The 20,644-nt window shown below is 44.8% G+C and carries 16 protein-coding genes; 7 read left to right on the forward strand and 9 right to left on the reverse strand.

The features are described 5' to 3' along the window. Nucleotides 1-72: 72 nt before the first annotated feature. Nucleotides 73-1,743 (reverse strand): L,D-transpeptidase family protein, encoded by a 1,671-nt coding sequence (locus AC1DFM_RS14075; RefSeq protein WP_477077368.1) that lies wholly within the window; start codon nt 1,741-1,743, stop codon nt 73-75. A gap of 177 nt (nt 1,744-1,920) precedes the next feature. Between AC1DFM_RS14075 and AC1DFM_RS14080 the strand changes: the two genes are divergently transcribed. Continuing rightward, on the forward strand, nt 1,921-2,247 hold the full coding sequence (locus AC1DFM_RS14080) for a cupin domain-containing protein (protein WP_477077369.1): 327 nt from the start codon (nt 1,921-1,923) through the stop codon (nt 2,245-2,247). Nucleotides 2,248-2,293: 46 nt separating this feature from the next. On the opposite strand, the gene AC1DFM_RS14085 is transcribed toward AC1DFM_RS14080, so the two are convergent. The 3 genes from AC1DFM_RS14085 to AC1DFM_RS14095 all read right to left on the reverse strand — a co-directional run bounded on the left by AC1DFM_RS14085 (nt 2,294) and on the right by AC1DFM_RS14095 (nt 5,458). Next, on the reverse strand, nt 2,294-3,844 hold the full coding sequence (locus AC1DFM_RS14085; protein WP_477077370.1) for an Rne/Rng family ribonuclease: 1,551 nt from the start codon (nt 3,842-3,844) through the stop codon (nt 2,294-2,296). A gap of 459 nt (nt 3,845-4,303) precedes the next feature. Continuing rightward, nucleotides 4,304-5,146, reverse strand: a complete 843-nt coding sequence (locus AC1DFM_RS14090) for a tetratricopeptide repeat protein (RefSeq protein ID WP_291925496.1) — start codon at nt 5,144-5,146, stop codon at nt 4,304-4,306. Nucleotides 5,147-5,170: 24 nt separating this feature from the next. Continuing rightward, nucleotides 5,171-5,458 carry an HU family DNA-binding protein gene (locus AC1DFM_RS14095; RefSeq protein WP_073084475.1) on the reverse strand — a complete coding sequence of 96 codons (288 nt, stop codon included), beginning with the start codon at nt 5,456-5,458 and terminating at the stop codon, nt 5,171-5,173. A 219-nt stretch (nt 5,459-5,677) separates the two neighbouring features. Here AC1DFM_RS14095 and mutY point away from each other — a divergent pair, with 219 nt between their 5' ends. The 6 genes from mutY (at nt 5,678) to AC1DFM_RS14125 (ending at nt 11,564) form a co-directional block, all read left to right on the forward strand. Next, nucleotides 5,678-6,751: an A/G-specific adenine glycosylase gene (gene mutY / locus AC1DFM_RS14100; protein ID WP_477077371.1), complete on the forward strand. Its 1,074-nt coding sequence runs from the start codon at nt 5,678-5,680 to the stop codon at nt 6,749-6,751. A gap of 197 nt (nt 6,752-6,948) precedes the next feature. Continuing rightward, nucleotides 6,949-7,407: a single-stranded DNA-binding protein gene (locus AC1DFM_RS14105; protein WP_477077372.1), complete on the forward strand. Its 459-nt coding sequence runs from the start codon at nt 6,949-6,951 to the stop codon at nt 7,405-7,407. A 133-nt stretch (nt 7,408-7,540) separates the two neighbouring features. Continuing rightward, nucleotides 7,541-8,884 (forward strand): gliding motility-associated protein GldE, encoded by a 1,344-nt coding sequence (gene gldE / locus AC1DFM_RS14110; RefSeq protein ID WP_477077373.1) that lies wholly within the window; start codon nt 7,541-7,543, stop codon nt 8,882-8,884. A 21-nt stretch (nt 8,885-8,905) separates the two neighbouring features. Beyond that, the gene (gene gldD / locus AC1DFM_RS14115) at nt 8,906-9,508 is read left to right on the forward strand and encodes a gliding motility lipoprotein GldD (protein ID WP_477077374.1); all 603 of its coding nucleotides are present in this window, start codon (nt 8,906-8,908) and stop codon (nt 9,506-9,508) included. A gap of 66 nt (nt 9,509-9,574) precedes the next feature. Continuing rightward, entirely contained in the window at nt 9,575-10,141 is a 567-nt protein-coding gene (locus tag AC1DFM_RS14120) for a DUF3109 family protein (protein ID WP_477077375.1), read from the forward strand. A gap of 46 nt (nt 10,142-10,187) precedes the next feature. Next, on the forward strand, nt 10,188-11,564 hold the full coding sequence (locus AC1DFM_RS14125) for a LutB/LldF family L-lactate oxidation iron-sulfur protein (RefSeq protein ID WP_477077376.1): 1,377 nt from the start codon (nt 10,188-10,190) through the stop codon (nt 11,562-11,564). Between the two features lie 3 nt (nt 11,565-11,567). On the opposite strand, the gene AC1DFM_RS14130 is transcribed toward AC1DFM_RS14125, so the two are convergent. From AC1DFM_RS14130 to carB, 5 genes are all read right to left on the reverse strand, one after another. Next, a complete protein-coding gene (locus AC1DFM_RS14130; protein WP_477077377.1) occupies nt 11,568-12,788 on the reverse strand; it encodes an energy transducer TonB in 1,221 nt (406 codons plus the stop codon). Further along, nucleotides 12,781-13,359 (reverse strand): RNA polymerase sigma factor, encoded by a 579-nt coding sequence (locus AC1DFM_RS14135; RefSeq protein WP_477077378.1) that lies wholly within the window; start codon nt 13,357-13,359, stop codon nt 12,781-12,783. The genes AC1DFM_RS14130 and AC1DFM_RS14135 overlap by 8 nt, the downstream gene beginning before the upstream one ends. Nucleotides 13,360-13,517: 158 nt before the next feature. After that, nucleotides 13,518-15,032, reverse strand: a complete 1,515-nt coding sequence (gene purH / locus AC1DFM_RS14140; RefSeq protein ID WP_477077379.1) for a bifunctional phosphoribosylaminoimidazolecarboxamide formyltransferase/IMP cyclohydrolase — start codon at nt 15,030-15,032, stop codon at nt 13,518-13,520. A 183-nt stretch (nt 15,033-15,215) separates the two neighbouring features. Beyond that, a complete protein-coding gene (locus tag AC1DFM_RS14145; RefSeq protein ID WP_477077380.1) occupies nt 15,216-17,318 on the reverse strand; it encodes a ComEC/Rec2 family competence protein in 2,103 nt (700 codons plus the stop codon). Between the two features lie 489 nt (nt 17,319-17,807). After that, complete coding sequence (carB, locus tag AC1DFM_RS14150) at nt 17,808-20,624, reverse strand: carbamoyl-phosphate synthase large subunit (RefSeq protein WP_477077381.1); 2,817 nt, start codon at nt 20,622-20,624, stop codon at nt 17,808-17,810. Nucleotides 20,625-20,644 lie beyond the last annotated feature (20 nt).

Genomic DNA, 20,644 nt, shown 5'->3' on the forward strand with positions numbered 1-20,644 from the left:
AGCGAATGATCAAAGCGTATTAATATCCGCCATGGTTACCCGCTACAATAGCTTTTTGCTTTCTGCTTTCTGCTATTTTCCAAACAGGGAAGTAGCCAGTTTAGCATCGTGTCCATACACGTCGTCCCTGAAATTCAATTGGCCATTGCTATCTACAAAAGCAGTGAAATACACAATAAATACCGGCACCTTATCTTTTATTGTAATATACTTTTCTTTGCCGGCGTTCATCGCATCATCAATTTTCTGTTCTGTCCAGCTGGCATCATCACGGAGCAGCCATTGCGCCAGATGCTTAGGCTCTGCTACCCTGATACAACCGTGGCTGAAAGAGCGTTTGTTTTCACCAAACAGGTAGCGGGCAGGCGTATCATGTAAATAAATATTGTATTCGTTGGGGAACAGGAATTTCACTTTGCCTAATGAGTTCTTTCCACCAGGTTTTTGTCTTACTACATACGGGAAATTACCGCCGGAATATTTGCTGAAATTAATAGACCCAGGAGAGATGGTTTTTCCGCTGGCGCCTACAATTTCCATGTTTTGTCTGGCCAGATAGCCGTTACCACTACGTTTCAGGCCGGGTAATACTTCTTTCGCCAATATCCCCGGAGGTACATTCCAATAAGGACTGAATACAATATAACGCAGCTCTTTGGTGAATATGACCGTGCTGGCACCGGGCTTTCCGACTACCACATTGCAGCTCCAGGCCAGTTTCCCTTTATCGTAAACATGCATTTTAAACTGCGGGATATTTACAAGAATGTAGTCTGTAGTAGGCTCTATGGGTACCCAGCGGAGGCGTTCCATATTCAGCAGTATTTTCTTAATACGGTCCTGCAGTGGCGTATTAAGGGCGTCTAATACATTTTTGTTGATAGTACCATCTTCTTTGATGCCCATCCTGTTCTGAAAATTACGAACGGCGGTATCCAGTGCAGCGGTAAAGCGTTTGCTGCTATCTGTTCCGGGAAGGTCGCCAAAGGCTTCCAGGCGGTATTTTACTTCCGCAATCACAGCAGAAGAATCGCCTTTTTTGAAACTCTTTTGCGTAGTGCGGATAGAATCCCATTTGCTACCAGCTTCCAGTTTGGCAAACTTCTTCAGCTGTTGCCGTAGCAGGATGTACTGGTGGTTGACTGGCTCATCATCTTCAAAAGCATTATTCTTTTTCCCTACCATAGAGTCCAGCAGGCTTTCCATATCTATTTTCTTGCGGGGAATAAACCATTCCAGGTCTTTGGCAGAATCGGCGGTTAAGCCACCCCATACTTTATTACCATAGGCGAAGAATTGGGAAGTGAGCAGCATTTCCACGCGGGGAATCACCGGATCTCCAGGTTTGAGGCCTACATCACTTACCAGCAGGGTATCTGTGAGTTGTTGCAGGTCAGGAGTCATCAGACTGCTGTCTTTGATACCATAGGCGGCATCGTTCTTCATCATATTAATAAAGTTGCTGGCCTGCTCGGTAAGCCCGTCTTTATTAATCCAGGCGTAGTGAAAGTCGCGTTTGCGATAGAAGTTGAGGATATATTCATCGTACGCATCATAAGCTTTGTGGGATTGCAGGAACTGATTCACAAAGTTGCTGTCGATAGTCTGTTCAATATACGCCTGTTTGGTATAGTGAGAGGTATCTCTTGCCTTTGTTTTCTTGCGGGAGCCACTTTGTTGCTGACAGGCAGCGAAGATGATCAGCGACAGTAAGGCGAGTAAGGAATAAAAACGTATAGTCATATGCGTAATAGAGGTATTTATTTGCTTAAACAAACATGACAATTACAATTGGGATTATAAGGGTATTTATGGCGTAAATGTATGAAATATATAGCATTAGCAACTGTTAGCTTTTAGTAAAATGTTGTTTTCTCTTCATTATTAAATCTGCTATATTTAAAGTCAAAACCTTATAATATGACCAAACCTGCGTCTTTAGATGAAATTCCGGTAAAAAATACGATTGCCGGCCACTATGGCCGTTTTGTGCATGGTAGTAAAAGTACCCTGGCTTTCTGGGAGATCATTGCTGGCTCGGAATCGCCTATTCATGAGCATCCGCATGAGCAGATCACTTATGTGGCGGAGGGGAGTTTTGAAATGTTTCTGGATGGAAGAAAATACGTGTTGGAGCAATTTGATACCCTGGTGATTCCGCCCAATACGCCGCATGGCGGCCGTGCGCTGACAAATTGCAAAATCATAGACAGTTTCAGTCCGGCGCGAGACGATTATCGGTTCTAGTGATTATAAAGAAAAAGGCCCCCGTTGATGCGGAGGCCTTTTTCTTTTATAACTTAATTTCTTCATCATTGGCGTCGAAGAAACGATATTCAGTAAGATGGTAGTTGGAGTCAGCTCTTAATTTGATCCATTTTTTATACTGGAAGTACCACTTCCATTGTTTGGATACCAGGAATCCTTTGGTAAGGTAAGCATACAGTATAGGATGTGTGCGGATGGTCAATCCTTTGTGCTGATGATTCAGCAGGTATTGCAGGTTCTTTTCGATGTCTTCCAGAATCAGCATGGAAGCGCCGATTTTGCCTGTTCCCCGGCAAGTAGGGCAATCTTCCGCTACGGAGATGGTGATCTCTGGTTTTACCCGTTGGCGGGTAATTTGCATGAGGCCAAACTTCGATATTGGTAAGATGGTATGTTTTGCTCTATCCTGGGCCATAAATTTCTCCATGGCTTCGAATATGGCTTTTTTGTTTTCCGGCAGTTTCATATCAATGAAATCAATGATAATGATACCGCCCAGATCGCGCAGGCGGAGCTGGCGGGCAATTTCAGCTGCTGCTTCCAGGTTGGATGCGAGGGCATTTTGTTCCTGGTTGTTGCTGGAGCTTTTATATCCGCTGTTCACGTCTATCACGTGCAGCGCTTCAGTGGCTTCAATAATGAGGTATACGCCGCTGTCGAGGTTCACGGTTTTACCGAAAGAAGCCTTTACCTGACGGGTGATGCCGAAGTTATCGAAGATGGGAGATCCGTTATTGTAGTAGTTAACGATATCAGACTTTTCGGGCGCAATCTTTTGGATATACGTTTTGGTGTCTGTATATATATTTTTATCGTTAACGACTATACGGTTAAAGCTCTCATTAAGCAGATCACGGAGGATACTGGCCGTTTTGGTTTGTTCGCTCAGGATCTTTTGCGGGGCAACGCCACTGCTGAGATTCGCCTGGATATTTTTCCAGGTTTGAACGAGGGTAGTCAGATCTTCGTGTAATTCTGCAGTTTTCTTTCCTTCTGCGGCGGTGCGTACAATAACGCCAAAGTTGGGCGTTTTGATAGCTTCCACGATTTTCTGCAATCTTTTTCTTTCTTCGGAGGAGTGGATTTTTTTAGAAACCGCAACAATATCATTAAAGGGTGTTAACACTATAAACCTTCCGGGTAAAGAGATTTCGCAGCTAAGGCGGGGGCCTTTAGAAGAAATGGGTTCTTTGAGAATTTGTACGAGGATATTAGGTTTTCCTCCGAGTACGTCTGTAATTTTACCGGTCTTAACTATTTCCGGTTCATTTTTAAACTTAGTGAAATCAAAGCCTTCGGGCGTTTTATCGCTGATGGCCATTGCAGTAAATTTAAGAATAGAGCGGATATAGGGGCTTAGATCCGTGTAATGTAAGAAGGCATCTTTTTCGAAGCCAACGTCCACAAATGCAGCATTTAAGCCGGGTATCAGCTTTTTAACCTTGCCCAGGTACAAATCGCCTACTGAGAAGTTAGGATTGCCACTTTCGTGATGCAATTCCACCAGCTTCTTATCTTCCAGTAACGCAATTTCCACCCCTGTAGGAGCCGCATTTATAATAAGTTCCTTATTCAAGCGTCCAAAATTTTAACCTTTAAAACTTCACCTTTATGCTATGCACACGGCTATTAAGTAAGAACAGCTTACTGCATACCAAAACAATAGCTCACCATAAAGTTAGCGTATTTCTTCACGTAGTGTGATGAATGGATTGCTTAAGGGTTCAGCGATCACTGCAGGTAATGTCCGGAGAATTCAATTGCGGGATCTATGGAAACAACCTGCATGACTATAGCAATTTAAGAAGTAAATGCTAGAATCATGCAGGATATATGAAAATTTTTATCCGACCACCGCGCCGGGAGAATACCATGTTAGTATAAATGGCGGGAAACTGGAGTAATTATTTCTTCTTACTTTTATGCCGGTTCTTTCTCAGTCTTTTTTTACGCTTGTGAGTGGCAATTTTATGTCTTTTTCTTTTCTTACCGCAAGGCATACGCTGATACGTTTTTAAATGATTGAAAAATAATATTATTGAATACTTTTAATGTAGCTATCTACCTCTTTCTTCAGTTCCGGATCGCTCATGAGTTGTTTACTTTTCTCAAACAGTTCAATTGCTTTCTTTTTATCTCCTTTGCTCCGGTACGATTCTGCCAGCACAAATAATACTTTCGCATTATCCGGGTGTTTCTTCGCAACGCCTTCCAGTCTTTCGATAGCTTTATCGTACTGACCTGATGTAATAGCGAGGTTCGCTAAAGTAACCTGTGCATCTATATTATCAGGGTGTTCAGCCACTACTTCTCTCAGCTTGGCCACGCCTGTCATCGGTTCGCCGGTGTTCATGTACACCATGGCCTGCGATATTTTCAGTGTGTCGTTTGCTGGGTTCAATTGTATTGCCTGGTCAAACAAGGTAATTGCTTGCTGGGCTTCCCATTTCGCAATACGCGGATCTTCTGCGTGTTGCAAGTGGGCTAAAAATAAATTGGCTGCAAAGGTGAGGCTTTTTTCGGAATTTTCCAACTTAGCGGCTTCGCCAAGATAATATGCGGCTACGGGCAGCTGGTTGAGGCTGTCCCAGGTGTTGTACAATTGCTGGTACGCGGCTATCTTCTGGAGTTTTACATCTCCACGAATAACATTTGTTTCAATTGTATTAACCTGTAAAAGTTTCTCAGCAGGAATTTTTCCTTTGGCTGTGGTGAGCAGTTCAGAGAAGGCAATAGGTTCCACCTCCTGTCCGCCCTGCATAGGGGCGCCAGATGACATAGGTTTCTTTTCTGACCGGGGCACAGTACGGCCAAAGGCGAATAATATCACCAATAGTGCTACCGCAGCACCCACCAGAAGAACTTGTGTTTTTTGCATCGCCTAAAATATTAGGCTGCAAAATTAAGAACTTTTAAGCTTCTTTACCTCAGCAACAAATTCTTTCGAAGGTTTAAATGCCGGAATAAAGTGCTCAGGGATCTCCACAGCTACGTTCTTCTTGATGTTACGCCCAATCTTGGCTGCTCTTTTCTTAGTGATAAAAGAACCAAACCCACGGATATAAATGTGTTCTCCGTTTGCAAGTGCTTCTTTTACCTCTTTGAACATAGCCTCGAGTGTGACTAACACATCGACTTTGGGGATGCCGGTTTTTTCAGCAATGTTGTTAATTAAATCAGCTTTTCTCATATGAAAGCGAGAGGATTACTTTACTCTCAAAGTTAATTTAAAAATTCTAATTGCTGAATTTTAAGCAAATAAATTTTATCATTTTTTCTTATAACTGGTATTGGCGATAAATTATATTTATTTGCAGGCCCGGAAATGGGTATCTGTTGTACCTTATAGGGTTTTGTACAGCTTTTGCCATATCAATATACTAAATAATTTTATTAAAATAATATATAAATGATATCACCCCGACATTTTTTTACCGAAAAATTACTGGACTGGAACCGGGAGATGAATACCCGCAACATGCCCTGGAAGGGTGAAAAAAATCCATACCGCATCTGGCTGTCTGAAATCATTCTCCAGCAAACCCGCGTGGAGCAAGGCTGGCCATACTATGAGCGCTTCATTCAACACTACCCCGACGTCACTAAACTGGCCGCCGCACCCGAAGAGGAAGTGTTCCGTTTATGGCAGGGACTCGGCTATTACGCCCGCTGTAAAAATATGCTGGCCGCCGCCCGCGAAATTACCAACACCTATCACGGTAAGTTCCCGGACCAGTACGAACAGATCAAAGCATTGAAAGGCATCGGCCCTTACACCGCCGCCGCCATCGCCTCCTTTGCCTTCAACCTGCCCTACGCCGTGCTGGATGGCAACGTATTCCGCGTCCTCTCCCGCTTCTTTGGCATCGATACCCCAATTGACAGCACCGCCGGCAAAAAACAATTCGATACCCTTGCCCAGGAACTCCTGCCTACAGGCGCTTCTGCTGAATACAATCAGAGTATCATGGACTTCGGCGCTGTGGTGTGCAAACCACAGCAACCCCTGTGCGACGACTGCCCCCTCCGGAAAAAATGTGTAGCTTATCACCAACAACTCATTCCCCTTCTCCCGGTAAAAACTAAAAAACTACAGATCAAAAAAAGGTATTTCAACTACCTGCTGGTCCATTACAAAGACCAACTCTTCATCCGGAAAAGAACAGACAGCGATATCTGGCAGAACCTGCACGAATTTCTGCTGATAGAAACACCAACACCCTCCGATATCACCGCCATTCAGTCATCCGAAGCTTTTCAACAGTACTTTGGCAACATCGCTATTAAAATAGACCGCGTGTCAGCTCCCTTTAAACAACAGCTGACACATCAAACCATTCATAGCCAATTCATTAGTATCATCGTGAAGAAAAAACCCGACCTGCCGGGATACACGCTGGTAGCGAGAAACAGCCTGAATAACTACGCTTTCCCGAAAACAATTACCACCTTCCTGGAAAGCAATCACTTACAATTATTTTAGGTAACACGCATAGAGATTAAAAATATACATTAAGCGCTAAGCCACTTCAGTAATAGTTGCTAATGATAAAATCCGCCTCAATCGGCTGCCAGTAAGAAATTTTTCCCTATCGATTGGAAAAAAATATTAACTTTAAGAAGGTTGTTTATTTATTAAAAGAAGAACTTTTTAACAATAGACTAAAAAAACCTACAACTATGAGAGGTGTTAATAAAGTAATCCTGATAGGCAATTTGGGCAGAGATCCGGATGTACAGTTTCTGGAAGGAAATATCGCAGTGGCCAAATTTTCACTGGCAACTACTGAAACGTTCAAAGACAKAGCCGGCAAGCTCATTTCACAAACAGAGTGGCATACGGTGGTGCTTTGGCGGGGATTGGCCGAACTCGCGCAGAAATACCTGCACAAAGGCAGTCTTGTTTATATTGAAGGCCGTTTACGCACCCGCAGCTGGGAAGACAAAGAAGGCAATAAAAAATTTGCCACTGAAGTTGTAGGAGACAACCTGGTTATGCTGGATAAACGCATGGACCTCAATAGCCAAGATCACCCCATACCTCACCATAGCAGTACAGGCTCAGGCAGTGGAGAAAGTTTCCCCGGAATGGAAATCCCCCCTTCATTGAATGAACCAGCAGACGATCTGCCGTTCTAGTTGCAAAAAAATATTAAGTTTCGTACGCACGTAATCCCGTATAGGGACATTACTTATATTTGCGTGCAGGGAAAGTAATTCCATGAATTTCTTTCCCCTTATTTTTTGATTATTTACATCAAAGTTGAACATCTTGGGCATCCTTTCGGCAAGCAACGTATCCTATTTTTTACAAGCCAGCACTCCCATTGGCACCCCTAACGTGGTGGTGTTCCTGCTGGTTATATTTGTACTGCTGCTGCTTACTTTCATCGTATCCGGGGCAGAAGTAGCTTTCTTTTCCTTAAACTATAAGGACCTGAACGTGCTTAAAACCCGGCAAAATGCCTCCGGTAAACTCATTACCAAACTACTGGAAAAGCCAAAATCACTCCTGGCTTCCTTACAAATAGCCGGAATCCTGTTGACGATCGCCTTCATCATGATCACCAACTACCTCGTTACCCAAATGGAAGACCTGCAAACATTGCCGGTAGTATCCCTGGTGGTGCGTATTTCCGCTATTTGCCTCATTTTACTGTTCTTCGGCCAGATACTCCCACGGGTATGGGCCGCCCAAAACAATATCCGCTTTGCTACCTACTTCGCCTGGTTTGTAAGCCTGGTACATGCCACCATGGAACCTGTGAGCGACTTCTTCGTGAGCCTCAGCGGCAGCATTGAAGCCCGCCTGTTTCACCGCGGCAGTGGCCCTGTCAACTACCAGGAAATCGATGAAGCCATCGAAATGAGCGTAGACCCTACCGCCTCCCAGGAAGAAAAAAATATCCTCAAAGGCATCCTCAAATTTGGCAACATCACCGTTAAACAAATTATGCGCGGCCGCCTCGATGTGAATGGCGTAGAATACGACAGCTCCTTTGGCGACATCGTTAAAAGAGTAGCCGATCTTCACTACTCCCGGCTCCCCGTATACAAAGACAACCTGGATAATATAGTAGGCGTTGTCCATACCAAAGACCTCCTGCCCCATCTCGATAAAAGCGAATCTTTCGACTGGCACGAGGTAATGCGGCAGCCTTTCTTTGTACATGGCCATAAACTCATTGAAGATCTCCTCTCCGAATTCCAAAGCCGCCGCATGCACTTTGCCGTAGTGGTAGACGAATTTGGCGGTACCTCCGGTATCGTTACCCTGGAGGACATCATGGAAGAAGTAATCGGCGATATCAAAGATGAATTTGATGAAGAAGAATTCAACTATAATAAAGTAGACAACTTCACCTATGTATTTGAAGGCAAAACCATGCTGAATGACGTTTGCCGGATCATGAACATCCCTCCCGAAGCCTTTGAAACCGTAAAAGGCGAAAGCGACTCCCTTGGTGGTCTCATCCTGGAACTGGCCGGAAAATTTCCGGAAGAAAACAGCGTTATTAACTACAATAACTATGATTTTACTGTACTGGAAGTCAATAAAATGCGCATCCAGAAAGTACAGGTAACCATCAGGCCGGACGCCGCTGATAAAGTATAACGCCTGTTAAATAACCGAAAAATGCCACATTTAAAAGGAAAGGCCCTCGCCATCATTTCCCTGCTGACGTTATTGCTGGCAGCCTGTGAAAACGTACCTACTCCCAAGCCCAGAGGCTATTTCAATATCAAATTCCCGGAAAGATCTTATCGCAAATTCGATATGCCGGAATATCCTTATACATTCGAATATCCGGCCTATGCCAATATCGTAAAGGATACTTCCTTTTTCGGCGCTGCGCCAGAAAACCCTTACTGGATCAACATAGACTTCCCTACCATGAACGGGAAAATTTATATGAGCTACAAAATCATCGGCCCCGGCAATAATACCTACCGTAAACTGGTGGACGACGCTTTCAAAATGACTTATAAGCATACCTATAAAGCCGAATACATCGATGAAAACGTGATCCACACGCCCAACAACGTGAATGGCACCTTTTACGAAGTAGGCGGTAATGCTGCTTCTTCCAAACAGTTCTTCGCTACTGACTCCGTTCAGCATTTTCTCCGTGGCGCCCTTTACTTTGACGCCACCCCCAATGCCGACTCCCTCGCTCCCGTATACAAGTTCCTGGAACAGGATATGTGGCATATGGTGGAAACCCTCCGCTGGAGATAAGCTGGTAATGCCGTAACTTTGTGGTCTTATTAAGATTGTCTGTATCAGGCATAAGACCGTTTCCCGATGATTATCATTGACGACAAATACATAAGTGACGAAATAATTGAAGAGCAGTTTGTATGCAACCTCTCTGCCTGCAAAGGCGCCTGTTGCGTTGCCGGCGATTGCGGCGCTCCGCTCGAAAAAGCAGAAGTAAAAACCCTGAAGAAAATTTATCCGCAAATCAAATCATACCTGCGGGAAGAAGGCATACAGGAAATTGAACGCACCGGCACCAATACCATAGATGATGAATATGGTTATGTAACACCTATTGTGAACAAAGGCATTTGCGCCTATGCCACCATAGATGCTCATGGTATTGTAGGCTGCGGCATTGAAAAAGCCTATAACGATGGTATAGTGGATTTCAAAAAGCCCATCTCCTGCCATCTTTACCCTATCCGGATTAAGAAATACGAAACATTCGAAGCAGTAAACTACGACCGCTGGGACGTTTGTAAGCCTGCCTGTAAAAACGGTAAAACCTTGCAGGTACCCGTATATCGTTTCCTCAAAGATGCTTTGATCAGAAAATACGGCACGGAATTTTATGAAGTGCTGGATAAAATTGCAGGGGAATACAAGTAAATCGTTTTTGGATTTAACTATCTTTAATTAGGAACACTGCTTACTTATGCATCAAATAGCATCTACTTTTCTGGAAGAAAGTGAAAAAAAGGCGGCTGACCTGGGACACCGGCAGACGATCAATTTCAACATAGGTAAATACAATACGGCTGTAAAAGCCGGAAAGCACCAGTTTTCCGATCTCGCCGGCGCGAGAGAACGCGCCAAAAATATTAAGTGGAGAGCTATTGAGCACCTGGATAACCTGCTGGAAGAATTCGAGCAAAACTTTACCCGCCGCGGTGGTAAAGTAATCTGGGCAGAAACGGCAGAACAGGTACAACAGGAAATACTGGCCATCTGCCAGGCCAAACAATGTAAAAGCATTGTGAAAAGCAAGTCCATGGCCACAGAAGAAGTACACCTCAACGCCTTCATGGAAAGTAATGGCATTGAATGTGTAGAAACTGACCTGGGAGAATATATACAACAACTGGACGGGGAACCGCCTTATCATATTGTTACACCGGCCATGCACAAAAGCAAGGAAGATGTAGCCCGCTTATTTGCCGAAAAACTGGGTACAGATCCGGGTCTTACACCAGAACAACTCACCCTCGTAGCCCGCGAAAAATTACGTCATAAGTACCTGGAAGCAGAAATAGGCATTACTGGCGCCAACTTCATCCTGGCCGATACCGGATCGATAGCGGTAACAGAGAATGAAGGGAATGCCCGCTTAACTACTGCATTTCCTAAAACGCATATTGTACTGGTAGGGATAGAAAAAGTATTACCTTCTATTGCAGACCTGGCGCTATTCTGGCCTTTGTTAGCTACTTACGGCACTGGTCAGCAGGTAACTGCCTACAACAGCATTTTTAGCGGCCCACGCCAGGAAGGAGAAACAGATGGTCCGGAAGAGATGTATGTAATCCTGATGGACAACGGCCGTACCAATATCCTCCAGGATACCACTGCCCGCGAAAGCCTGTACTGCATTCGTTGCGGTTCCTGCCTCAATGCCTGCCCCGTTTACAAAAACATTGGCGGCCACACATACGCAGCTACTTACAGCGGTCCAATCGGCTCTGTGATTACGCCACATCTGAAGGGCATGGATTCGTATATGCATTTGAGTTTTGCCTCTTCTCTTTGCGGCAACTGTACCGAGGTATGCCCGGTGCGCATTAATCTCCACGAATTGTTACTGCATAACCGGCAAAAAGCGGTGGAAGAAAACTATACCTCCGGTGGTGAAAAATTTGCCTGGTTTGTATGGAAGCAGGGCTGTGGCAGTCGTAAGATGATGAATATGGCCAGCGGTAAAATGAAAAACTTTCTGCTAAAACGATTCTTTGCCAAGGGCTGGGGCGACAACCGGGAGTTACCCGTATTTGCTGCCAAATCCTTTAACCAGCAATGGAAAGAACGGAATAAGTAAGTCTTACTCTTTTTCCACCGTAAATCTCACTCTTACTTTTACTTTGGCAGGTTTTCTGTCTGAAGCAGGCGCCCATGCCGGTCCTTCTTTGATCACCCTGATGGCTTCTGCATCACAGGCATCATTCAGGTGACGGAGAATCTTAAAGTCCTGCAGAGACCCATCCGGCATAACGGTAAAGGATACACGTACAGTGCCATTGTATTTATTATCCGGATTAACTGTTTTGGTCCGGAGATAGTTGTCATAGGCCGTTTCTCCTACTATTGGAGCAGGTGCATGATAGGTAACTTCATCATCTGTATTTCCTTCATTGGTAACCTGTACACCTGCCACTTTTCCCTGTAAAGCTCGTTCTACACTGCTGGCGCTGTCGCGCTGAATAGTGCTCATTCCACGAATCACAATAGATGATGATCCGGTAACAGATTTTTTCCGCTGGGTACTATAGCCAGTTATTACTACTTCACTTAAACTTTTATTGCTATCGAAGTTGGCAGAGAAAGCCTGATTATCCTTCTTTGCATCCGCTGGAGGCATAAAATAATTATGGTGCTCTTCCAGTTGTCCTTTCTTTTCAGTTGCTGTTACAGGCGCTTTTTCCACAAACTTATCAGCAATTGCCGGTACCGGGCTATAAGCTCTGGCCTCAGGTACAGGAGCTGCAGCTGGTGCTGGAGTTGGCGCGGGCTCATCTGCAGCGGAAATTGTCCGGCGATCCACTTTAACCGATGGTTCGGCTGCCGGAGGGGGTGGAATTACGTTTTTAGCGTGTTGATCGGCGCTGGCCAGTGCTGGCGGAGCCGGTACTACAGGTGGTACGACTGTACTTTCGCCCTGTGGTTGGGAATCGGGTACGGGTGTGGCCGTCGAAGGAGTTACACCTGCGATCGGTGCAGGCCGTTGTTGTTCCCAGAGGAACCAACCGGCAGAAAACATCAATAATAAGATCGCAGCTGCCGCGGCCCAGCGATAATACAGCACACGCACCTTGCTTTCTTTGGGTGCCACGCGTGCTTCCAACCGGGAAACCAGGTCTGCCTGGTGTGTCTGTTGCTCCGGAGCATGCGTTGCATACCCTTCCAACGCGTCGGCCAGGAACGGATCGTCCAGGGCCTGGCGTTCCAGGTCGTGCATCGCCTTATCGTCCAGCTCTCCGGCCAGGTACTGGCGGATGAGGCCGGCGAGGGCTTCCGGTTTTATATGTGGTCGCTTATCAGACATCTTGTTTCTCCATACATATTTTCAGGTTCCGCTTTCCGTTCTGGATGTAGCTTTTAACCTTGCTCATGTCATATCCGGTAATAACGCTGACTTCCCGGTAGCTTTTTTCCTGCAGATAAAACAGGTCAACACTACGTTTTTGTTCTTCTGGTAAGGTTTCCAGACATTTCTCCATACTCTGGAGATTGTCTTCCAGCGTCATTCCGTTTTCATGATGCCCTAATTCCTCGTTTTCCACAACGGGGTGATCATCTATTGATACTTGTCGTGATTCCTTATTTTTCATGGCCCGCAGCTTCATTAAACAGTGGTTGCGGGTCAATACGTGGAGCCAGCTTTTAAAATTCTGGACTTCATGCTGTTTCAGTTTGCCGATCAGTTCCTCAAAGATCTGCATTACCGCGTCCTTACTGGCTTCTTCATCAAAATATTTCAGGCATACCCCATATACCAGGCTCATATAACGCTGGTAAAGTGCTGCAAGAAAATCCAGTTTGCCGGTAGTTTTATACTCCCGGATCAAATCTGCATCATCCGCATCCTGCATGATATTTTGTTGAATAAAAGACATCTGGAACAGCTATGCACCACGGGGGCGTAGCTTTTAGAATTATATTGATTTACAAGCTGACAATACTATTGTTTTTTTTCGAATATCAGATGGTTTTAATGCAGAAAGCGCCAGAAAAATTCCGGCGCTTTCTGCATTATCTCTATTAGTAGTAACTATTAGTGTCTGAAATGTCTCATACCCGTCATCACCATCACCATATCATGTTCTTTGCAGAACTCTACGGAGTCATTATCTCTTACGGAACCACCTGGCTGGATTACGGCGTTGATACCGTTTTCATGAGCAATGCTTACACAGTCGTTGAATGGGAAGAAAGCATCAGATGCCATCACAGCGCCTTTCAGGTCAAAGCTAAACTGTCCTGCTTTTTCGATAGCATGACGTAAAGCATCGATACGGGAGGTTTGTCCGCAACCTTTACCGATCAGTTGTTTGTCTTTTACCAGTGCAATGGCGTTAGATTTCAGGTGTTTGCAAACGATGTTGGCAAACTCCAGGTCAGATTTCTCTGCTGGTGTAGCCGGACGGGCGCCTACTTCATTCCATTCTTTGTAGTTGCCGTTATCGCTGTCTTGCAGCAATACACCGTTCAATACATTTTTGAACATGTATTTGCTTTTCACTGGTTGTTTTTGTTCCAGTAAAATGCGGTTCTTTTTCGCTTGCAGTACGGTGAGTGCATCTGCGTCAAATCCAGGTGCAATGAGGATTTCGAAGAAAATTTCGCTGATAGATTCAGCGGTAGTTTTATCGATTACCTTGTTGGTTACCAGTACACCGCCGAAAGCACTTTCCTTGTCACCAGCCAAAGCTGCGTCCCAGGCTTCTTTCAGGGTATTACGGGAGGCAATACCGCAAACGTTGGTATGCTTGATAACGGCGAAGGTAGTGGCTTCAAACTCCTGGATCAGCTGGCAGGCAGCGTCTACGTCTACCAGGTTGTTGAAGGACAATTCCTTACCGTGCAATTTGTTGAATACTTCATCCAGGTTGCCGTAGAAAACGCCGCGCTGGTGTGGGTTTTCTCCATAACGGTTTACCTGTCCCTGCGGAACAGAGAGCTGGAAGTTAACACCAGGTTCGTTGTTGAGGAAATATTGAGAGATGGCTACGTCATAGTGAGCGCATACTTCAAATGCTTTAGCAGCGAAGCTTCTGCGATCTTCAATGGTAGTAGCACCATTGTTATCTGTTAATACTTTTTCCAGGTCAGCGTATTGATCTTTAGAGGCAACAATCACTACATCTTTATAGTTTTTGCCAGCTGCGCGGATCAGAGAAACACCGCCGATGTCAATTTTTTCGATGATGGTTTGCTCAACAGTAGTGCTCTTTACTGTTTCTTCGAATGGATACAGGTCTACAATCACCAGGTCAATTTCAGGGATCTGGTATTCTTTCAGTTGTTCCAGGTCCTGCGGGTTATCACGACGAGCGAGAATACCACCAAATACTTTTGGATGCAGGGTTTTAACACGTCCACCCAAAATAGAAGGATAAGCAGTCAGGTCTTCAACTGCCACACACTTCACGCCCAGGTCCTCAATAAATTTTTGCGTACCACCGGTAGAATAGATGGTAACACCTTGTTCACCTAACTTTTTAACAATGTTCTCCAGGTTATCTTTATAGAAAACGGAGATCAAAGCGGATTTAATTTGCTTTTGCATGAATGGAAAACATTAGAAATTAATAACATAGGCTCCCTGGTTTGGAACCGAAAAGAAGCGCAAAGTTAACACGTAACAATCATTTTTCCATTTATCGCCCACATTTGGTATTAAAAACGGCATTTTTCAGACGTAACCAGCTATTAAATAGTCTGTTAATTACTGATTCCGCCATTCTTCCTGTTACGGGAAGTTATACACAAAAGCTCCTTCCTTTTCAATTGCATAGTATTTCCACCCCAGGGTATCGCAGGCCTGGCGCCATTTTTCTATGCGGCGTGTACTATTGGAGGTCGCAAAAATAAGCGTATCAAATTCATACCAGGTGTTTAATGGCCTGATATCCTGCAAGGCGTTATGCACTATCAGTATATAATTCACTTTTAATTTTCTTTTCGGGAGATAGGCCGGCAGTGCGGTATCTATCATTAGTAACCGTTTGCCCAGGAAGCTGATACAGTGTCCATATTGCTGAAAGCTGTTGAGGTGTCCGGGATGTACACCTATTTCATTTCTGGCGGCCGTCAGTGCCGTGGCTGCTACGGGAAGTTGCCAGGCACTGTCATCTCCGGCGAATTGCACCTGTCGGCCTTGTATGCAATCAATTGCCGTATAGCCGGCCACGTTATAAACAATTATTTTGCATTGGACGTTTCTTCGGGTGGTTCTGTAAGCATGGGCAGCGAGAAACGCCCATACACCCAGTAGCGCCAGCCAGCGGCCTGTTTTCCAGCTAAGTAGCCACCACCCTGCCAATGCGGCGATTATTACGTACAAGCAAGTGGTTTGCAGCAGGGTACAATCAATATTTGTGATCAATGCATAGGGTAATTCTCCCAGCCATTTTACACAGGCATTCATATACATAATTGCGTATTTCAATCCGGTTCCCAACCATATGGCGGGTAGCCGGAAAGGCGCCAGGAACAACAGGATAGCTTCTCCATAAATAATTACGGTAGATAAAGGAACCGCTATCAGGTTGGCAGGCAGAAAGTAGTTAGGGAACTGATGAAAATAAAACAGGCTAACCGGTGTAGTCATTAACTGAGCTGCGAGAGACAGGGCCATCATTTGCCAGATAAGATCGGCCCACTTTCTTTTCATCTCCCAAAGCTCATACAATGGCTGATAAAAAAGTAAAATGCTGAGTACCGCCAGGTAAGACAATTGGAACCCTGCATCCACTGCCAGATAAGGGTTTGCACACAACAACAGGGTAGCAGATGCTGCCAGCGTGTTATAAATACTGCTATATCTTTCCAGCACAAAACGCCCCATCGTAATCCCTGTAAACATCACCGCAGAGCGCAATACAGACGCAGATGCGCCGGTAAGCAACGCAAAACCCCATAGCACCGCCAGGATCACTACCGCCTTTCCTATGTTCGCCCATTTATTTGCGGGCAACCATTGCAAACACCATAGCAGCGTGCCATACAACAAGGCCAGGTGCATTCCCGAAATAGCAATAACATGCACAATGCCGGTGTTGCTATACGCCTGCACCACCGTTTTATCAAGATCCGGACGATAGCCAATGAGCAATGCTTCGGCCATCCCTGCCTCCGGACCGTTGCCGATATATTGCTTCAGGTTACGAAGACAATACCCCTGCGCCTGCAACAATAACCGGTTGATTACATTCCCCCTGTTGCGGGATAACCGGTAACAATCTTCCGCGCGCAGGTAAAGCTGATGATAAAGCTGTTGGGTTACACAGTATTGCTGGTAATCAAATGAACCGGGATTACCGGTGTTTTTAATCATTTCAGGGCGCTTCCTGACCACTATTTCATCTCCGTAATCAATATTAGCCAATGAGCTGTCCCGGGCAAAATAAAGCAGCAAATAACCCTTTACGGGCATCCATTGATGATGTTCATAAACCGCAATTATCCGGGCCGTTGTTTTAAAAGAACGGGCCTTTTCCTGTAATGCTTCATTTACCCGCAATAAAAGCAACGAAGAATCGGTAGCCGATTGTCCGAAAAATCCTTGCCGGTGGCGGATATCAGCTTTATACAATAACAGGCCGCCACAACAAAACAATAGCATGCATATCCATACACCCGGTAGCCAACCGATTGCAAAGCGCCACTGTAGCGGCAATAAACGAAACAGCAGTAAACCTGAGATACAGATACCTGTCAATAATAACAGGAAAACGGGGGATAAAGGAAGCAACAGCTGACAACTTATTCCGCCCAGTAATGGTAAAATGATGCGTAAAAAAGGAATACGTTTCCAACACATCGTAACAAACAAGGTTGATTCAAAATGCATGTGGGGTTAACTTTTATGACATCACGAACCTCTCACTTAATTTGCATCAAAGTGTTTTAAAAATGTTAAATGCATGAAATAGTATGTATATATGATATCTTGAAAACTTTCTCCCCACTGCGAAAAACAGCAGGTAACTAGTAATTAATACGAACTATTTAATATATTAATAATCAATCATTAAAGAATTATTGAAATTTTCATCTGTTATTGATTAGTTAACATCTCTTTTAAATATAATATTATTTGTAAACTGCATTACCGGTCACGCTATTTGAATCTTACCAGATTCAATAGTCGTGTCTTTAATGGTTATTTTGAGGGAAAAGAAGGAGCCTGATTTTTATCAGGCTCTGTTTTTTTATAGCTATAAGCTTTTAGCAATTAGCTGTTAGATAGAAGCGATAACAAGTGATCTGTTCATAAAAGAAAAGCCATCGAAGCATAATGCTCCGATGGCTTTTTTATTTTGCTGCAAATAGCTAAAAACTATTTGCTCAGATACATGCTCTTTTCTTTAAACAGTTGTCTGAAGTAAGGATCACGCAAGTCTTTGATAAAGCGGATGGCTTCACCAGTCGACTTCATTTCTGGTCCCAGTTCTTTGTTTACGCCAGGGAATTTGTTGAAAGAGAACACTGGTTCTTTGATAGCAAAGCCGGTGAGTTTCTTTTCAATGGTAAAGTCCTTCAGCTTATTAGCACCAATCATCACTTTGGTAGCGATGTTGAGATATGGTACCTGGTAAGCTTTCGCGATAAACGGTGTAGTACGGGATGCACGTGGATTAGCTTCAATCACCGCCACTTTACCATCTTTAATGGCAAACTGAATGTTGATCAGGCCTTTGATGTTCAAGGCGCGTGCAATCTTTTCTGCATAGTATTCCATGGTGGTTACTTCAATCGGCGACAGGTTGAAAGCCGGCAGCAACGCGTGGCTATCGCCACTGTGGATACCTGCTGGTTCAATGTGTTCCATCACACCCATTACATGGAAATCAGTACCATCAAAAATACCATCTATCTCCGCCTCCTGGCAACGATCCAGGAAGTGATCAATCAAAATTTTGTTACCTGGTAAGTGTCTCAGCAAGCTCAGTACAGATTCTTCCAGCTCTTCTTCGTTGATCACGATTCTCATACGCTGACCACCTAATACATAGGAAGGACGCACCAGTACCGGATAACCTACTTCTTTCGCTACCTCAATGGCATCATCTGTATTGTAAGCAGTACCATACTTAGGATAAGGAATACCCAGGTCTTTCAACATATCAGAGAAACGGCCACGATCTTCCGCGATGTCCATGTTGTCGAAAGAAGTTCCGATAATCTTCACTCCTTTCTGTTCCAGTCTTTTCGCGAGTTTCAGCGCTGTTTGTCCTCCAAGTTGTACAATCACACCTTCTGGTTTTTCCAGCTCGATGATTTCCCACAGGTTCTCCCAGAACACCGGCTCGAAGTACAGCTTATCCGCCATATCGAAGTCGGTAGATACTGTTTCAGGGTTACAGTTTACCATGATCGCTTCATAACCGCAATCCTGGATAGCCTGTAAGCCGTGTGTACAGCAGTAGTCGAACTCAATACCCTGTCCAATTCTATTCGGACCGGAACCGAGTACGATGATTTTTTTCTTATCAGTTCTGATACTTTCGTTTTCGGTATCGAAAGTAGAATAGAAGTAAGGTGTTTTTGCTTCAAACTCCGCACTGCAGGTATCCACCATTTTGAAAGTACGGGTGATGCCCAGTTCCTTACGTTTAGCGTATACTTCATCTTCATCACTATCGCCGAAGAGGATAGACAGCTGTGCATCGGAGAAGCCCATTTTCTTGGCATCCTTCAGCATTTCCACTGGTACGCTTGCCAGGTCATGTTCCAGCAATTGCTTTTCCAGGTTCACGATGTCCTGTATCTGATTCAGGAACCAACGATCGATGAAAGTCAGCTGATGAATATGTTTTACAGATACACCCGCCATCAAAGCATCTTTGATACGGAATATACGATCCCAGGTTGGACGCTTTAATTTCTCGATCAGTTGCTCGCTCTTCATGAGTGACTTACCATAGTAGCCCAGACCGAGTGCATCGTTCTCGAGGCTCTGGCAGGCTTTCTGCAGCGCTTCAGGGAAAGTACGTCCGATAGACATTACCTCTCCTACTGATTTCATTTGCAGACCCAGGGTATCGTCAGCTCCTTTAAATTTATCGAAGTTCCAGCGTGGCATTTTTACGATCACGTAATCCAGTGCTGGTTCGAAGAAAGCGGAAGTAGTTCTGGTGATCTGGTTTTCCAGTTCATCCAGTGTATAACCAATCGCCAGTTTAGCAGCGATTTTTGCAATCGGATAACCGGTTGCTTTAGAAGCCAGTGCAGAAGAGCGGCTTACGCGAGGGTTGATCTCGATCGCAATCAGTTCTTCATTTTCCGGGTTCAGGGAGAACTGTACGTTACAACCGCCGGCGAAGTTGCCGAGGTCGCGCATCATCATCATTGCTTTGTTACGCATGTCCTGGAAAGCGGTGTCGCTCAGGGTCATGGCAGGAGCTACGGTGATAGAGTCCCCTGTGTGAATACCCATTGGGTCCAGGTTTTCTACGGTACAGATGATAACAACGTTATCATTTTTATCACGCAACAGTTCGAGTTCGTATTCTTTCCATCCGAGTACTGCTTTTTCAACCAGTACTTCGTGGATAGGAGAAGCTTTCAAACCGCGGTCCAGTGCTTCGTCCAGGTCTTCTTTGCTGTGTACAAATCCTCCACCGGTACCACCGAGGGTAAAGGAAGGACGGATTACCAGCGGGAAGCCTATTTCCTGTGCAAATTCCTTTCCTTCAAGGAAAGAGTTAGCCGTTCTGGCGGGTGCCACCGGGATACCCAGTTGGATCATCCACTGACGGAACTGTTCACGATCTTCTGCTTTGTCGATCGCTTTAATGTCTACCCCAATCAGGCGAACATTGAACTTCTCCCAGATTCCCAGTTCGTCTACTTCTTTACAAAGGTTCAGCGCAGTTTGCCCTCCCATGGTGGGTAATACGGCATCTATCTGGTTTTCTTCCAGAATCTGCTCAATGCTTTCCACGGTCAGTGGCAGCAAATAAACCTTATCGGCCATCATAGGATCCGTCATGATGGTAGCCGGGTTGGAATTAATCAATATCACTTTAATTCCTTCTTCCCGCAGCGAACGTGCTGCCTGGGAACCRGAATAGTCAAATTCGCAAGCCTGACCAATAATAATGGGTCCAGAACCGATAATGAGAACAGATTTGATAGATGAGTCTTTTGGCATTTGTGTAATCTATTGAAAAT

The sequence above is a fragment of the Chitinophaga sp. 05T412 genome (assembly GCF_056396465.1).

Bases quoted from the DNA above. Each gene is read 5' to 3' on its own strand.
- AC1DFM_RS14075 (WP_477077368.1), bottom strand. From the start codon at position 1,743: ATGACTATACGTTTTTATTCCTTACTCGCCTTACTGTCGCTGATCATC.
- AC1DFM_RS14080 (WP_477077369.1), top strand. From the start codon at position 1,921: ATGACCAAACCTGCGTCTTTAGATGAAATTCCGGTAAAAAATACGATT.
- AC1DFM_RS14090 (WP_291925496.1), bottom strand. From the start codon at position 5,146: ATGCAAAAAACACAAGTTCTTCTGGTGGGTGCTGCGGTAGCACTATTG.
- AC1DFM_RS14095 (WP_073084475.1), bottom strand. From the start codon at position 5,458: ATGAGAAAAGCTGATTTAATTAACAACATTGCTGAAAAAACCGGCATC.
- mutY (WP_477077371.1), top strand. From the start codon at position 5,678: ATGATATCACCCCGACATTTTTTTACCGAAAAATTACTGGACTGGAAC.
- gldD (WP_477077374.1), top strand. From the start codon at position 8,906: ATGCCACATTTAAAAGGAAAGGCCCTCGCCATCATTTCCCTGCTGACG.
- AC1DFM_RS14120 (WP_477077375.1), top strand. From the start codon at position 9,575: ATGATTATCATTGACGACAAATACATAAGTGACGAAATAATTGAAGAG.
- AC1DFM_RS14125 (WP_477077376.1), top strand. From the start codon at position 10,188: ATGCATCAAATAGCATCTACTTTTCTGGAAGAAAGTGAAAAAAAGGCG.
- AC1DFM_RS14130 (WP_477077377.1), bottom strand. From the start codon at position 12,788: ATGTCTGATAAGCGACCACATATAAAACCGGAAGCCCTCGCCGGCCTC.
- AC1DFM_RS14135 (WP_477077378.1), bottom strand. From the start codon at position 13,359: ATGTCTTTTATTCAACAAAATATCATGCAGGATGCGGATGATGCAGAT.
- purH (WP_477077379.1), bottom strand. From the start codon at position 15,032: ATGCAAAAGCAAATTAAATCCGCTTTGATCTCCGTTTTCTATAAAGAT.
- AC1DFM_RS14145 (WP_477077380.1), bottom strand. From the start codon at position 17,318: ATGCATTTTGAATCAACCTTGTTTGTTACGATGTGTTGGAAACGTATT.